The sequence below is a fragment of the Thiocapsa marina 5811 genome, assembly GCF_000223985.1.
Taxonomy (GTDB): Bacteria; Pseudomonadota; Gammaproteobacteria; order Chromatiales; family Chromatiaceae; genus Thiocapsa; species Thiocapsa marina.
In genome coordinates this window covers 250,940-264,190 of sequence record NZ_AFWV01000009.1, presented here as the reverse complement: position 1 = coordinate 264,190, position 13,251 = coordinate 250,940, and the positions used below count along the sequence as shown (strand labels likewise).

Below are 13,251 nucleotides of genomic sequence, written 5' to 3'. Positions count from 1 at the left end.
ATGACCTTTTTAAACCGCGTCCCCGCGAAGGGCCATGGATGCGGCCAACGTCAAACTCACTCGAAAACGAGCAACTCGCTCTGGACGCGGTTTAAAGCGATGAAGAAGTTTTTAGAGCTCATTAAAGACTGTTTGAGCGATGTCAAGGAGATCATGCCTTGGGATCTGGAGGAGCGGCTCGCGGCAAACCCGGATCTGCTGCTGGTCGATGTGCGCGAGCCGGATGAGTTCGCGGCGATGCACATCGACGGATCGCTGAACGTCCCGCGGGGCATCCTCGAGTCCGCCTGCGAATGGGACTACGAGGAGACCGTTCCCGAGCTGGTGCGCGCGCGTGACCGGGAGGTCGTGGTAGTCTGTCGATCGGGGTACCGCAGCATCATGGCGGCCCATGCGATGAACCTGCTCGGCTACCAAGACGTGTCCTCGTTGCAGACGGGCCTACGGGGCTGGAAGGACTACGAGCAGTCGCTGGTCGACGCGGCCGGGACGGCGGTCGATCTGGACGACGCCGACCGCTATTTTACGCCACGCCTGAGACCGGATCAGATGCGGCCGGCCGACGGATGACCCTTTCGGAAGCCTTTTCGGATGCTGAATAAAACCAAGCGCATGTTCACTTCGCTCCTGCCGGTCGATCCCGATCGAACGGGCGCATGCAACCGCTGCGGTGCCTGCTGCAAGCTGCCCTACCCCTGCCCGTTTCTGCGCTTCGACGACCAGGGTTTGAGCAGCTGCGCGGTCTACGTGTTGCGGCCGCCGAGTTGCCGGAAATATCCGCGTGTGGCCTCCGAGCAGCTGACGCCGCAGGAATGCGGCTTCAGCTTCCCCGCGGTGGAAGAAGACGCCCGGGACGTGATCGGACTGGATCCGGCGACCGACTCCCGCTGACCGGGCCGAGTCGGTCCGAGGCGAGCGCAGCGGCTTCGCAGCCGGGCTACGCTCGGCAGACGGGCCACCCCCAAACCCCAACGATCTCGCGACACCCGCTCCGCGGTGTCACGCAGCCCACTCAAAGAGCTCGTGACATCCGCTCCGTGGCATTACGAAGCCCAACCCAAAGAGCTCGTGACATCCGCTCCGCGGTGTCACGCATGCCCCTGGCGCTCTGCGCCACGTACCGATATGGCCGGAGTCCCGGAAGAGACCTGCAAGCACTGTTCGAAGTGTGTTCGGGCGAATAAATTCGCCCTTACAGCCGTCCGTACAGCTTGTCGACTGACGGCTGCACGGCCTCGCGGCGCCAACCCGAGGGGTCGTGGATCAGCATCTCGCCCCGGTCCGGATGCCATTCGGCGAGGACCGAGCGCACGGCCTCCCGTCCGTCGATCTGCACGCGATGATCCGCTGGACGGTGGGTGTGCCCGTGGATCAGGCGTGCGGCACCGTAGCGGCGCATGACGCGGGCGACCGTCTCCTGGTTGACGTCCATGATCTCCGAGGTCTTCCCCGCGGTTGCTGCTCCGCTCTTGCGGCGGTAGTCGGCGGCGACCTTGCGCCGCGCCGCGAGGGATCGCCAGAGGAAGAGGCGCTGGACCAGAGGATTGCGGATGCGGCGGCGAAACCGCTGATAGGCGACGTCGTCCGTGCAGAGCAGGTCGCCGTGCATGAGGAGCGTGGGCTCGCCGGCGAACCGGACGAGGGTCGGGTCGCGCAGGAGCCGGCAGCCGGTCTCGCGGCAGAAGGTCCGACCGATCAGGAAGTCGCGGTTGCCGTGCATCAGATAACCGCCGACCCCCGAGGCCGTGACCGCGGCGAGTGCGGCCTTGACCTCGGTGTTGGGCGTGCCCTCGTCGTCGTCGCCGATCCAGGCGTCGAAGATGTCGCCCAGGAGATAGAGCTGATCCGCCTCGCGCGCGCGTCCTGCGAGGAAGTCGAGGAAAAGCTCCACCGTCGCCGGCCGATCCGGCGACAGATGCAGGTCGGAGACGAAGAGGCTGACGTCTGCGGTGCTCAAGGCTCGGCTTTCGCTTCCGTTGCGGCTCGGCGTGCTACTCCACGACGACCGCTTGCTCGAGGACGACATCCTCGACCGGGACATCCTGGTGCCCGTGACGGGTGCCGGTCTGCACGCCGCGGATGACGTTCACGACGTCCATGCCCTCGACGACCTGTCCGAAGACACAGTAGCCCCAGCCGTCCTGACCCGGATAATCGAGAAAGCCGTTGTCCGCGACATTGATGAAGAACTGCGACGTCGCCGAGTGCGGATCCATGGTGCGAGCCATGGCGAGGGTGCCGTTCAGGTTCTTCAGTCCGTTCTTCGCCTCGTTCTCGATCGGAGCGCGTGTCGGCTTGGGCGCGAAGTCCGGCGTCATGCCGCCGCCCTGGATCATGAAGCCGTCGATGACGCGGTGAAAGAGCGTCCCGTCGTAGTGGCCGTCGCGGACATACTGCTCGAAATTCGCGCAGGTCTTGGGTGCCTTCTCGGCATCCAGCGCGACGAGGATGTCGCCGTGGTTGGTGGTGAGCTTGATCATCTGGGATCTCCGCAGGCTGTACTGGCGCGCCGGCGGCGCACTCGGGTTTAAACCGCGCCCGGCGCGGAATGCGTCGTTGATTGGATCGGCTTGGCAGCGCCGACTCCGACAAAAGTCGGAGCCGGCGCGGTATAAAAGATTCAAGAATATTCGCTTTAAACCGCGTCCCCGCTGAGGTTCGTGGATGTACCAAACGTCGAGCTCACTCGAAAGTGTGCATCTCGCTCTGGACGCGGTTTAGGTTGAATGGTACGGGCTTCGCGCGCTCGGGGAAAGGCTGGTGGGCGCTGGTCATGAACCCGGTCCCGTCGCCTAGCGAATCGGTGGGTCGACAAGCGCCGTAGGGTGGACAAGCGCCGTAGGGTGGACAAGCGCAGCGCAGTCCACCAGCTCAGACCGCCGGCACCGCAGGTTCGGTGGACTTTCCTCTCGCTCGTCCACCCGGGCCGGCCTGTTGAACGCGTCCGAAGGTTCACGCGCACATCCTCGGCTTTGTTACCATGCCGCCCTTGCCGGAATCTCGGCGCCGGGCCCGTTGCGGCCCGGGCCGTCCAACTCGCGAGTGCCTTCCATGTTGCAGATCCACAATAGCCTCACCCGCCGCAAAGAGCCCTTCGAGCCGATCGAGCCGCGCAAGGTGCGCATGTATGTCTGCGGGATGACCGTGTACGACTACTGCCATCTCGGGCATGCGCGGGTGATGGTCGTCTTCGATGTCGTCTATCGCTATCTGCGGGCGCTCGGGTACGAGGTGACCTATATCCGCAACATCACGGACATCGACGACAAGATCATCCGCCGTGCCGCCGAGGCCGGCGAGTCGATGCAGGCGCTGACCGATCGCTTCATCCAGGCGATGCACGAGGATTCGGATGCCCTGGGTATCCTGCCGCCGACCGACGAGCCGCGCGCCACCGCACACATGGACGAGATCCTCGCCATGATCGGCACCCTGATCGAGAAGGGGCTCGCCTATGTCGCCGAGAACGGCGATGTCTACTACGCGGTGGCGCGTTTTGCGGGCTACGGGAAGCTCTCGGGCAAGGACCCGCAGGACCTGCGCGCCGGCGCTCGGGTGGAGGTCGACGAGGCCAAGCGCGATCCGCTGGACTTCGCGCTCTGGAAGTCCGCCAAGCCCGGCGAGCCGGCCTGGGACTCGCCCTGGGGACCCGGACGGCCCGGCTGGCATATCGAGTGCTCGGCCATGAGCACCTGCGCCCTGGGCCATCATTTCGATATCCACGGCGGCGGGGCGGATCTACAGTTCCCGCATCACGAGAACGAGATCGCCCAGTCCGAGGGCGCCACCGGCGAGACCTTCGTGAACGTCTGGATGCACAACGGGTTCGTGCGCGTGAACGAAGAGAAGATGTCCAAGTCGCTCGGCAACTTCTTCACCGTGCGCGAGATCCTGCAGCGCTTTCGTCCCGAGGAGGTGCGGTACTTTATCCTGACGAGTCAGTATCGCAGCCCGCTCAACTACGACGACGAGCATCTCGAGCAGGCCCGTGCGGCCTTGACCCGACTCTACACGGCGTTGCGCGGCGTGCCGGACGTCGCCCCCGACGCGGTGGATGCATCCGTCGCCGCGCCCTTCGTCGAGCGTTTTCATGCCGCGATGGATGACGACTTCAACACGCCCGAGGCGCTTGCCGTCCTGTTCGATCTGGTGCGCGAGGTGAATCGCATCCGAGCGGATGATCCCGGCGCCGCCGCCGGCCCGGCGGCCGTGCTGCGGCGACTCGGCGGCATCCTGGGCATCCTGCAGGAGGATCCGGATCTGTATCTGCGCGGACGCGCGGACGACGGCGGCTTGTCGGACACGGAGATCGAGAGCCTGGTTCAGGCGCGCATCGCTGCCCGGGCCGCCAAGGATTGGGCCGAGGCCGATCGTCTGCGCAAGCTGCTGACCGAGGCTGGCATCGGTCTCGAGGATGGACCGAGCGGGACCGCTTGGCGCCGCGGGGCTTGACCGATCGGGCCAGGTGGGTCGGGCTTCAGCCCGAAGCCGCCCTCGAGCCCAACGCCACCGTCGTGTCGGACTCAAGTCCGACCCACAGGTGGACTCAAATCCAGCCTGTACCATGGATCTCGGCGAGTCAGGTCGCTGGATGATTCGGTTGTTTTGACGGGCTCTGCGTCGTCGATGCGTGCGGGGGTGATGCCTGCGGGCGGCAGGCTTGCTCGCACTCGGCTGCGCGATTGGCGCAATAGCCGTAGAGATTCTCGGCACAGGACCACCAGGGATAACCGCATTCGGAGCGCTCGAAGGCCGAGGCCAGACACCAGCGGTAGTCGACGAACGCCTCGCTGTAGCCCGCCTGACATTGGCGATAGTCGTAGCGCGCATCGGCGTTGCATCGGTCTCGCGCGCCCTGGCAAGCGCCGATACAGCTGAGCTCGGCGAGTTGCCCGGGTAAGCCCGGTGCTTGGGCGCAGCCGCCCGACAGTGCGGCGAGGAGCAGGCCCGAGATTACAACGGAGAGGAGAGGCGTGCGCGATCGGGAGCCGAGCCGAGTCGGCTCGGGCGGGACCTTGCCTTGCTCGGCTTCGCGCATGGATGGCCTGTTTTGCATCCCTGAGTCGCTCCGTGTCGGGTTGATTCGAGATCGGGGGCGGGCGCGGGCGCATCCGAGGCTCGCCGTCTCGGCAACTGTAGTCCGAAAGCGCCCTGCTGTGCAGGGTGCGCCGCTCGCGTGTCCTGCGCGCTCGGTATTAAACCGCGTTCAGAGCGAGATGCTCACTTTCGAGTGAGCTCGACGTTTGGTGCATCCACGGTCCTTAGCGGAGACGCGGTTTAAAATTTTATCATTTTTAATCTCTTGAACCGCGCCGTCTCCAGCGGTCGTCAAATCCGCCGGGGCCGATCCCATCCAAAAACATCGCATACCGCGCTGGGCGCGGTTTAATGCTCCCCGACCGGCGCGATTGGGCCTAAACTGACCCCGTGCTCACCGGGCAGGGATAGGAATCGACGTCGTCTTGAACGGCACCGCTCATCGGTCCGGCTCAACCGTCCGGTCCGCTCGGTCGAGCGGTCGTCTTGCGCGGAGAACGCTTATGACCCCACGCCATCTCGTTGCCCTGTTGCCGCTCTTGATCGGGGCCTGCGGACTCGTGCCGCCGAATCATCTCGGCGGCATCGGCGCGACCGTTTCGCCGATCGACTATGGCCGGCGTCTCTGCGCGCATCTGGATCCGGAGTCTTACTCCTCCTGCGTGAGTCAGGTGTTGGACGAGATCGACCGCGGTCAACCGAGCCCGCTGCCGCCGGGCTATTCGACCTCCGGGCCCTTCGCCGTCATCATGGACGGCGAGGTCTACGTCGGCGACTACCGCTCCTCGCCCTTCGCGGCCGATTTCCGTGTCTCCAGCAGCCGGAACGGCTGCCGCGGCAGCTACAACGCCTTTACGGGCTCGGCCGACGCCGTCTTCGACGTCTATTGCACCGACGGACGCAGCGGCTGGGCCGACATCATCCGCGCAAGCGACGGGCGCAACGGCATCGGCAAGATCGCCCTCGACGATGGAACCGAAGGCAGTATCGTCTTCGGGCATCTGCCGCTCGGCGGCCTGGATGAGGCCCGGAACGACGCGCTGTAGGGCCTCCTGCCCCAGCCGGTAGGGTGGACGAGCGAGAGCGAAGTCCACCGATCCCCGCGGCGGCGCTGGTGGACTGCGCTGCGCTTGTCCACCCTACAGCTTTTGTAAGCTGCCGAATCTGCGGCCCAAAACCAATCACCAATCACCAATCACCTCAGGCGAGGCTTTGCGCCTGCACCACGGGGTTCTCCAGCGCCCCGATCCCCTCGATCTCGACCACGACCCGATCTCCTGCGCTCAGGAACAGCGGCGGGGTGCGTGCGAAGCCGACACCGGGCGGGGTGCCCGTGATGATCACCGTGCCGGGCAGGAGTGTGGTGTCGCGGCTGAGGAAGGCGATCAGCTCGGCGATGGTGAAGATCATGTCGCTGGTGTGGCCGGTCTGGACCCGCTCGCCGTTGAGCGTGCAGGTGACGCTCAATGCCTGCGGATCGGGGATTTCGTCGGCGGTGACCAGGACCGGACCCAGGGGGCAGAAGCCATCGAAGCTCTTGCCGCGAATCCATTGGCCGGCGCCGCCTTCCTTCTGCCAGCGCCGAGCCGAGATGTCGTTGGCGCAGCTGTACCCCAGCACGTAGTCGAGCGCGGAGGCGACCGGGACGTCGCGCGCCGTGCGGCCGATGACCACGGCCAGCTCGGCCTCGTAGTCGACCTCGGGGCCGTGCTCGCACGCGTTCGGCAGGATGATGGGCTCGCCCGGATCCGTGATCGCCGTCGTGGGCTTCATGAAGACGACCGGGTTGGCCGGGATGGCGGCCCCGGTCTCCTCGGCGTGGGCGCGATAGTTCAAGCCGATGCCGTAGACGTTCACGGGTGTGACCGGCGCCAGCCAGCGCGCCACCGCGATCTCGTCGGTGGTCTCGGTCAGGCCCTCGTAGAGGTGACCGCCGAGCCGGCGGGCATGTCCGGCGTCGATCGGGGTGCCGTAGTGGACGGTGCCGTGGATGTCGAGAAAGCGGGCGATCTTCATGGTCTCTGGGTCTCGGGGTCTCGTGGATAGCGGATGGATGTGGGTCTCAGCCGGCGCTGCGGTTGCGCAGCTGCTCGGTGAGTTTCTGGAATTCGCGCTGCATCTCCAGGTTTTCGAAGGGACGCAGGGTCGGAACCTGGCGATTCATCAGGCCGTCGAGCAGCTGTTGGCTCGATCGCACCAGGCTCACCAGCTCGCCGGAGACCCGGACGGTCTCGTAGGTGTTCCAGGCGGCGGCGATATCCTTCTCGAGCTCGCGTCTGGCTTGCTTGACCTGTGTCGCCTGTTCTCTGAGATAGCGGCGATAGATCTCGGCGGCCTGCACGGTCAGCTGCTGTGCCTCCAGGTTGGCCGCGAGGACGTCGCGGCGACCCGGCGACTCGCGCTGCAGCCGTCGAGTCTCGCCGGAGAGCTCCTGCGCACGCGCGATGATGGCGTCGATCTGCGGGATGTACTGCTCCCCGATCGCCTCCTCGATCTGCAGGTGCATGCGGTTGAGCGCCTGCAGCAGGACGACATAGAGGCCGTAATAGCGTCGCGCGCTCTGCAGATCCTCGCCGCTTTGGGCGACCAGCACCTCGAGCTGGGCGGTGACTGCCTTGACGTTGTCGAAGAGGATGCCCAGATCGATCATATTGTCGCCGACGACGGTCGAAAGGAGCAGCTCGAGCTGATCGTCGCCCAGGTCGAGACCCATTCCGTGCAGCTCGTCGGCAAACTCCCGCTTCACCGCGGCCAGCTCGCCGTTGCGACGATCGATGTCGTCCTCGAGCGATGCAATCAGTCGATCGTAATCGGCGACCGTCTTCTTGAGGGTTGACTCCGCGGGGGCGGCGATGCGCTTCTGGCGGGCGTCGGCGATCTCGGCGCGGTCCTTCTCGATCTCGGCTTGGAGGATCCGGATCCGTTCGCGGTAGTTTTGGACCGGCGAGGTCGAGAGGATCTCCACCGCGGTGTCGAGCAGGGCATTGATCTCCTCGCGATTGGAGCGCTGGTCGGTGCCGAACCAGGTCTTCTCGGGCAGCTCGCCGTGGCGCTCTTCCAGCTCCAATGTCGAGTCCAGCGTGGGGACGACCGTCCCCCAGACCCGGGCAAAATCCTGATCGTCGGCGAAGAGTCCTTTGGCATCGGCGACCGCTTGGTCGGCAAAGTCGCGCGAGCGTTGCCACCAATCGGAGGCGGTCTCGAGGGTCCGATTCCAGACGTCCGGCTCCGATTGGGAGGAAGCGGCCGCGGGGCCCTCGGTCTCGGCGGCGAGGTCGCCGCTGCCGAGGACGAGCGTTCCGAGGAGAAGGATGAGCGGGGCGATAGCACGCATGGGAATCAGGATGCCTCGGCGGGTCTGTTTGCACGGGTCCCGAGTCGGCGGGTTCCGCCGTGTCGGATGCTCGGACCCGGCCACGGGTCGGACGCGACAAGTCTGCCACGCCGGGGCGGTCGGGTCGATTCGCGTGTCGGGCGAGCGGAGGAGGTTGCATCGGTCCGGTGCAGGGCGGAAATCGATCGGTCCTCGGCCAAGTCCGTCCGCGCTTCGCCTTTAAACCGCGCCCAGCGCGGTATGCGACGTTTTTGGATGGGATCGGCGCCGGCAGACGTGACGTTCGTTGGAGTCGGCGCGGTTTAAGAGATTAAAAAATCTAAAATTCTAAACCGAGTCTCCATGAGGTTCGGAAAAATCCCTAATCCCGACACAAAGTGAAAATGACGCATGTCGCTCTGGACGCGGTTTAGCTCCTCGCCCCTCGCGGGAGAGGGGTTGGGGAGAGGGGGAGAATGAACCGGAACGGCTAAGTGGTTTCTAAACGGTTACTTAGCTCCCCCTTCGTTTTCGGCCCCACTCTGCGCCGCCCCGCGCCGGCAACGGAGCTGACCCGGCGGATGACCGAATTTGCGTCGAAATGCTCGGCTGAAGTGGTTGACATGGGAGTAACCCAATCGGTCGGCCAAGACCTTGAGCGCAACCTCGCTGTCGCGAATCGCCGCATAGGCCTCGTTCAGCCGCCGGTCGGCGATGAAGGCATAGATCGGTAAGCCGTACTGTTCGGCGAAGGCCGCGTTGAGTCGCCGTGCGGACATCCTGAACTGCACCGCCAAGTCCTCCAGGCCGGGCAAGCGTCCCTCCAATTGCGTCAGATAATCGTGGAGCTCCCGGAGCTGATCCCGCCGATCCGCGAGCCGCGGCGCTTGGGGGTCGCCGGCCGTCGTGTAGGCGCAGAGCGCGCACAGATACTCCAGGATCTTCGACTGCGCGAACAACCGCTGCAAGCTTCCCTGCAACTGGGTCGAGAACGCGGCCCGCAACGGGGCGGAGACGGATCGGGGAATGGGCAGCACCTTGACGGCCGGCGGTGAATCCAAACCGATCCAAACGAGCAGTTGCTTGGCTACCTCCTCGTCCATGAGCTGTGTCAATACGGTTTCGGTGACCATCAGCGCCGTCATGTCGCTGTCGGCCGGGGAATCGATCGATGAAATGGTGTGAAACCGATCGGCCAGACGGAAAAAGTCATGGCCCGGCTGGAAATTCAACTCGGCAGGCGGATAAAGCTCCCTGTGGTGGGCGGTTCCGCCATCCATGACCTGTGCGCAAAACGTGGTTTCGGGGAATCGGTAGCTGAATTCACCCAGCGGGACACGTTGACCGCGTGCTTCGAGCCGAAATCGATGAATGCCGCGAAACAGCGAGACCCCCTCCGCCAGCGGCAGCCGTTCCATCCAGGCCTGGCCGATGTCGGGCGGAATCGGGAATTGCACCCGTTGCAGGTCGTGACTTTCGGGAACGGACGGGGGCTCCCCGGTGGCCGTCGGATCGGTGAGCCAGTGGACATTGAGTGCGGGAAGCGTCGGGCGATTCATGGCATCCGAGCGGGCGAGAGCAGACGATGCGGGCTTGTGAAGGTCCTGCAGAGGTATAAATCGGTCATCGGATGGTAGAAGGCGGCAGTTGAACGTTCATGCAGTTCGGGAGCAAGTTAGAAGCCCTTGAGGCGGTCTGAGGACCGACTATCCCACAGGCATGCGTGCTGCGCATATCAACCGACGAGAACCCGACGATGCAACCAAACGACGATCAGAGCTCTCCCCGACCATCGACCGACGACCCGGCCTCGGACATGATCGACCCCGAGCGCCGCGCCGCGCTCGCCCGCCTCGGCGCCCTGGCGGCATGGACCGCGCCGGCCATGCTGACGTTGGTGACCTCGGCACGGGCAGCGCCCGACTCGCAACAGTAGCCGCCTGGACGGCGCGGATCTTCCGGACCCCCGTGGCGCCGGTGCGGACGCACGCGAGAAACAGATGATGTCGATCATCTCCACCGCCCTTGGACACGGCCGCCTGCTCGCCCGCCCCGGCGACCGGCGGCTGTGTCTGCTCGACGCATCCGCGAGCGCGCTCTGGGATCTGCACGCCGTCGGACTGTCGCCGGAGCGGCTGGCCGGATTGCTCGTGGAGCGTTTCGCCCTGCCGTCGGAGCTGGCGCACGATCAGGTCATGACCCTGGTCGCCGATTGGCAGAGCGCCGGACTGCTCGACGTCGGCGGCGAGACCCCCATCGACTGGCGTCTCGGCACCACGGACGCGCCGTTCTGGCCCGCGCCCCGGCCGCGCCTGCCGGAGCACGGCGCCCGGGCGCTGTGGCTGGCCGATCGCCGGGTGGGTGTATGGTGCGAGGAGGCGGCGATCCAGCGGCACCTCGGCTGGATGCTGGCGCTGGAGCATGCCTCGGAGCCGTCGTCGGAGTCCGAGCCGGAGCAGGGAGAGCAGTCCCGCGTCGATCATGAGCTGTCTCTGCATGGCACGGCCGCGGACTGGCGGCTCGCGTGCGACGGCCAGACCCTCGACTGCGGTCGGGGGCTCGACGCGGCCTTGGTCGCGACCATTACGGCCCTGGCCAATCTGGGCTGCCGGCCCGCCGAGCGTTTGATGGTGCTCCACGGTGCCGGTCTGGTCGCGCCGGACGGGCAGGGGCTGCTGCTGATCGCGCCGGGCGGCTCGGGCAAGACCACGCTGGCGGCGGCGCTGAATGCCGCCGGTTTCGCGCTGCTGAGCGACGACTGGTACCGGTGACCCTGGCCGGGGAACTGTTGGGTTTGAATCTGCCGCTTTGTCTGAAGCCCGGCGGCTGGCCGGTGCTCCGGCCCTGTCGGCCGGACCTGGAGGAAGCCCCGGTGGTGGAGCGTTTCGGCCGACGGGTGCGTTTCCTGGCCGCCCGCGGTCCCGCCGTCACTCGGCCGGTGCGCCCGCTCTGTCTGCTGTTCCCGCGCTATGCCCCGGAGGAGGTCGCCCGGGTGACGCCGCTGTCCCCGGTCCAGGCGTTGCAGGGGATCATCGGCGCCGAAGTGGTGATCCGCGACCTGACGCAGTTCAAGCTGGATGAATTGGCCCGCTGGATCGAGGCGCTTCCGGCCTTCGCACTGACCTATCCGGATCTGGCCGCCGGGCAGGATCAGGTGGCCGCATGCTTGCGGGCAGCCGCGGGGGAGCGGCCGTGACCTCGCTGCACAGCCGTCGTTGGCGGTCGCTGGCAGCCCTGCTCGATCCCGCCGACGCCGACGCCGGTCCGGAGCGGTCGGGCGCCGGCCCGATCGACGATTGGCGCGAACTCTATGGCCTGGCCACCACACAACTGGTGGCCCCGAGCCTCTATGCGGCACAACTGGGTGCGGGCCAACGGGACCGGGATACGCTCGAACCGGTGCCGGAGGATGTCCGCCAGGCACTCGCCTATCTCCACGAGCGCAACGACGCCCGCAACCGCCGGCTGCGCCGGGTGTTGCGGGAGACCGTCGCGACTCTGAATCAAGCCGAGATCGTCCCCCTCCTGCTCAAGGGCGCCATCGCCCTGCTGCCGGATCAGTACCCGTTGGCGTTTGCCCGTGTCCTGAGCGATCTGGATCTGGGCGTGCCGCTCGATCAGGCCAACCGCGCGGGCGCGGCGCTCCGGGCCGCTGGCTACCATCACTATCGGTCGCCCGATGGTCCGGCGCCCGATCGCGAGCCACTGCACTGGTCAACCGCGTCCGGGCATCATTTGCCGCCGCTCATCCACTCCTCCGGGGACGGTTATGTAGAATTGCACTACGATCTCTTCAGCGGCATGCCGCAGAAGGCGGTGCTGCCCCTGTGCGCCGTGCTCGCCCGGGCCGAAACGCACGACTGGGACGGGCTGCGGATCCGGATTCCGACCCTGGCCGACCGGCTCCTGCACAACGCCCTGCATCATCAGGTCCAGGATCAGGCGTTCTGGACTGACCGACGATCGCTACGCCAACTCCTTGAGTTCAAGAGGTTGCTGGCCTTGCCGGCGGCAGTCGATATCGACTGGCCGGGGCTCATGGCGGACCTGAAGCGCCGGGGATTGGCGCATACGGTGGGCGCCCATCTTCTCGCCGTGCAGGAGCTGTTCGGTCAGCCGCTGCCGGCGGGCGTGCGTCCGACTGCGGCGGCTCGCCGAGCGCAGGCGCGGTTCTGGGCGCGGCTCGACTCTCCGCGTCTGGATCGGCTGTTCGCCTGGCGCTTGCGGGCGCTGCGCCAGGCCCGACGGCTGCCGAATCTGCCGCGGCGGCTGATGACGCCCGCCTGGTATCCGGAAAAATATCGCTTCTGGATGCAGAAGTGGGTCGCGCGGCGTCAGGCCGCTGCGAAGTCCATTGCGGATCGGACATCTGGCGAACGTCTGGATCCACCGTAAGGCGAGCTGCTTCGGGCTGCCGGCGACGTTCATGATCGCGGCCGACCTCCACCGTTCGCCCGGAATTGGGCGTACGCGACCGGGGCTGGCGGATTGCGCTTCGCTTGTCCACCCGGCGCGAGTCGAGCCCGCAGCGCAAGATCATCGCAGTGGCCGGTGTTCCGAGCAGCGCCGGACTGCCGAACGCGGGCGTCGGGCGTTTGTCTTCGCCCGCGGGCTTTGTTAATCTTGCCCGTCGATTCGCGGCTTGGTCACGGATCGAATGTCATGGTGGCTTGCGCCGGTCCCCTCGCAACGCGAAACCGTGAACCCGGTCAGGCCCGGAAGGGAGCAGCCGCAGCGGTTGAAGCGTGTGCCGGGGTGTGGCTGGCGTCGGCCGCCGCCCAAGTCGCGGGCCGGCTCGGTCCTGTTTGATCGGGGCGGACGCGCGAGCCTCGGCGCGCACGGCATGAAGATCGGCTCGGCCATTGCCCCTAGGGCGCTTGAGGCCGCCCGTTCAAAACCGG

14 protein-coding genes and 1 other RNA gene are annotated in these 13,251 nt (G+C 66.2%); 9 read left to right on the top strand and 6 right to left on the bottom strand.

Annotated features, from left to right (window positions below; genetic code table 11):
• Positions 1 to 99 precede the first annotated feature (99 nt).
• On the top strand, positions 100 to 570 hold the full coding sequence (locus tag THIMADRAFT_RS14760) for a rhodanese-like domain-containing protein (RefSeq protein WP_007193862.1): 471 nt from the start codon (positions 100 to 102) through the stop codon (positions 568 to 570).
• Positions 571 to 591: 21 nt separating this feature from the next.
• The gene (locus THIMADRAFT_RS14755) at positions 592 to 891 is read left to right on the top strand and encodes a hypothetical protein (RefSeq protein WP_007193861.1); all 300 of its coding nucleotides are present in this window, start codon (positions 592 to 594) and stop codon (positions 889 to 891) included.
• A 301-nt stretch (positions 892 to 1,192) separates the two neighbouring features.
• Here THIMADRAFT_RS14755 and THIMADRAFT_RS14750 read toward each other — a convergent pair whose 3' ends face one another.
• Positions 1,193 to 2,026 (bottom strand): UDP-2,3-diacylglucosamine diphosphatase, encoded by an 834-nt coding sequence (locus tag THIMADRAFT_RS14750; protein ID WP_007193860.1) that lies wholly within the window; start codon positions 2,024 to 2,026, stop codon positions 1,193 to 1,195.
• Positions 1,992 to 2,480, bottom strand: a complete 489-nt coding sequence (locus THIMADRAFT_RS14745) for a peptidylprolyl isomerase (protein WP_007193859.1) — start codon at positions 2,478 to 2,480, stop codon at positions 1,992 to 1,994. The genes THIMADRAFT_RS14750 and THIMADRAFT_RS14745 overlap by 35 nt, the downstream gene beginning before the upstream one ends.
• Before the next feature lie 571 nt (positions 2,481 to 3,051).
• Between THIMADRAFT_RS14745 and cysS the strand changes: the two genes are divergently transcribed.
• The gene (gene cysS, locus THIMADRAFT_RS14740; RefSeq protein ID WP_007193857.1) at positions 3,052 to 4,452 is read left to right on the top strand and encodes a cysteine--tRNA ligase; all 1,401 of its coding nucleotides are present in this window, start codon (positions 3,052 to 3,054) and stop codon (positions 4,450 to 4,452) included.
• Positions 4,453 to 4,579: 127 nt separating this feature from the next.
• On the opposite strand, the gene THIMADRAFT_RS14735 is transcribed toward cysS, so the two are convergent.
• Positions 4,580 to 5,056 (bottom strand): hypothetical protein, encoded by a 477-nt coding sequence (locus tag THIMADRAFT_RS14735; protein ID WP_007193856.1) that lies wholly within the window; start codon positions 5,054 to 5,056, stop codon positions 4,580 to 4,582.
• Between the two features lie 484 nt (positions 5,057 to 5,540).
• Here THIMADRAFT_RS14735 and THIMADRAFT_RS14730 point away from each other — a divergent pair, with 484 nt between their 5' ends.
• On the top strand, positions 5,541 to 6,083 hold the full coding sequence (locus tag THIMADRAFT_RS14730) for a hypothetical protein (protein WP_007193855.1): 543 nt from the start codon (positions 5,541 to 5,543) through the stop codon (positions 6,081 to 6,083).
• A gap of 154 nt (positions 6,084 to 6,237) precedes the next feature.
• On the opposite strand, the gene THIMADRAFT_RS14725 is transcribed toward THIMADRAFT_RS14730, so the two are convergent.
• The 3 genes from THIMADRAFT_RS14725 to THIMADRAFT_RS14715 all read right to left on the bottom strand — a co-directional run bounded on the left by THIMADRAFT_RS14725 (position 6,238) and on the right by THIMADRAFT_RS14715 (position 9,909).
• The gene (locus tag THIMADRAFT_RS14725) at positions 6,238 to 7,053 is read right to left on the bottom strand and encodes a fumarylacetoacetate hydrolase family protein (RefSeq protein WP_007193854.1); all 816 of its coding nucleotides are present in this window, start codon (positions 7,051 to 7,053) and stop codon (positions 6,238 to 6,240) included.
• 46 nt (positions 7,054 to 7,099) lie between these two features.
• Positions 7,100 to 8,371, bottom strand: a complete 1,272-nt coding sequence (locus tag THIMADRAFT_RS14720; protein ID WP_007193853.1) for a hypothetical protein — start codon at positions 8,369 to 8,371, stop codon at positions 7,100 to 7,102.
• Between the two features lie 488 nt (positions 8,372 to 8,859).
• Positions 8,860 to 9,909: a helix-turn-helix transcriptional regulator gene (locus THIMADRAFT_RS14715; RefSeq protein ID WP_007193852.1), complete on the bottom strand. Its 1,050-nt coding sequence runs from the start codon at positions 9,907 to 9,909 to the stop codon at positions 8,860 to 8,862.
• 197 nt (positions 9,910 to 10,106) lie between these two features.
• On the opposite strand from THIMADRAFT_RS14715, the gene THIMADRAFT_RS14710 reads away from it, so the two are divergent.
• The 5 genes from THIMADRAFT_RS14710 to ffs all read left to right on the top strand — a co-directional run bounded on the left by THIMADRAFT_RS14710 (position 10,107) and on the right by ffs (position 13,120).
• Positions 10,107 to 10,286, top strand: coding sequence for a hypothetical protein (locus THIMADRAFT_RS14710; protein WP_007193851.1), 180 nt, complete (start codon positions 10,107 to 10,109; stop codon positions 10,284 to 10,286).
• A 67-nt stretch (positions 10,287 to 10,353) separates the two neighbouring features.
• Entirely contained in the window at positions 10,354 to 11,121 is a 768-nt protein-coding gene (locus tag THIMADRAFT_RS14705; RefSeq protein ID WP_158308387.1) for a PqqD family protein, read from the top strand.
• On the top strand, positions 11,118 to 11,546 hold the full coding sequence (locus THIMADRAFT_RS14700; protein WP_007193849.1) for a hypothetical protein: 429 nt from the start codon (positions 11,118 to 11,120) through the stop codon (positions 11,544 to 11,546). The genes THIMADRAFT_RS14705 and THIMADRAFT_RS14700 overlap by 4 nt, the downstream gene beginning before the upstream one ends.
• Positions 11,513 to 12,745, top strand: a complete 1,233-nt coding sequence (locus THIMADRAFT_RS14695; RefSeq protein ID WP_007193848.1) for a nucleotidyltransferase family protein — start codon at positions 11,513 to 11,515, stop codon at positions 12,743 to 12,745. The genes THIMADRAFT_RS14700 and THIMADRAFT_RS14695 overlap by 34 nt, the downstream gene beginning before the upstream one ends.
• 278 nt (positions 12,746 to 13,023) lie before the next feature.
• An RNA gene (gene ffs, locus THIMADRAFT_RS25765) (signal recognition particle sRNA small type) lies at positions 13,024 to 13,120 on the top strand.
• Positions 13,121 to 13,251: the final 131 nt, after the last annotated feature.

Excerpts from the sequence above, each read along its gene's own strand:
- THIMADRAFT_RS14760 (WP_007193862.1), top strand. The coding sequence starts at position 100 with ATGAAGAAGTTTTTAGAGCTCATTAAAGACTGTTTGAGCGATGTCAAG.
- THIMADRAFT_RS14755 (WP_007193861.1), top strand. The coding sequence starts at position 592 with ATGCTGAATAAAACCAAGCGCATGTTCACTTCGCTCCTGCCGGTCGAT.
- THIMADRAFT_RS14750 (WP_007193860.1), bottom strand. The coding sequence starts at position 2,026 with ATGTCGTCCTCGAGCAAGCGGTCGTCGTGGAGTAGCACGCCGAGCCGC.
- THIMADRAFT_RS14745 (WP_007193859.1), bottom strand. The coding sequence starts at position 2,480 with ATGATCAAGCTCACCACCAACCACGGCGACATCCTCGTCGCGCTGGAT.
- cysS (WP_007193857.1), top strand. The coding sequence starts at position 3,052 with ATGTTGCAGATCCACAATAGCCTCACCCGCCGCAAAGAGCCCTTCGAG.
- THIMADRAFT_RS14735 (WP_007193856.1), bottom strand. The coding sequence starts at position 5,056 with ATGCAAAACAGGCCATCCATGCGCGAAGCCGAGCAAGGCAAGGTCCCG.
- THIMADRAFT_RS14730 (WP_007193855.1), top strand. The coding sequence starts at position 5,541 with ATGACCCCACGCCATCTCGTTGCCCTGTTGCCGCTCTTGATCGGGGCC.
- THIMADRAFT_RS14725 (WP_007193854.1), bottom strand. The coding sequence starts at position 7,053 with ATGAAGATCGCCCGCTTTCTCGACATCCACGGCACCGTCCACTACGGC.
- THIMADRAFT_RS14720 (WP_007193853.1), bottom strand. The coding sequence starts at position 8,371 with ATGCGTGCTATCGCCCCGCTCATCCTTCTCCTCGGAACGCTCGTCCTC.
- THIMADRAFT_RS14715 (WP_007193852.1), bottom strand. The coding sequence starts at position 9,909 with ATGAATCGCCCGACGCTTCCCGCACTCAATGTCCACTGGCTCACCGAT.
- THIMADRAFT_RS14710 (WP_007193851.1), top strand. The coding sequence starts at position 10,107 with ATGCAACCAAACGACGATCAGAGCTCTCCCCGACCATCGACCGACGAC.
- THIMADRAFT_RS14705 (WP_158308387.1), top strand. The coding sequence starts at position 10,354 with ATGTCGATCATCTCCACCGCCCTTGGACACGGCCGCCTGCTCGCCCGC.
- THIMADRAFT_RS14695 (WP_007193848.1), top strand. The coding sequence starts at position 11,513 with ATGCTTGCGGGCAGCCGCGGGGGAGCGGCCGTGACCTCGCTGCACAGC.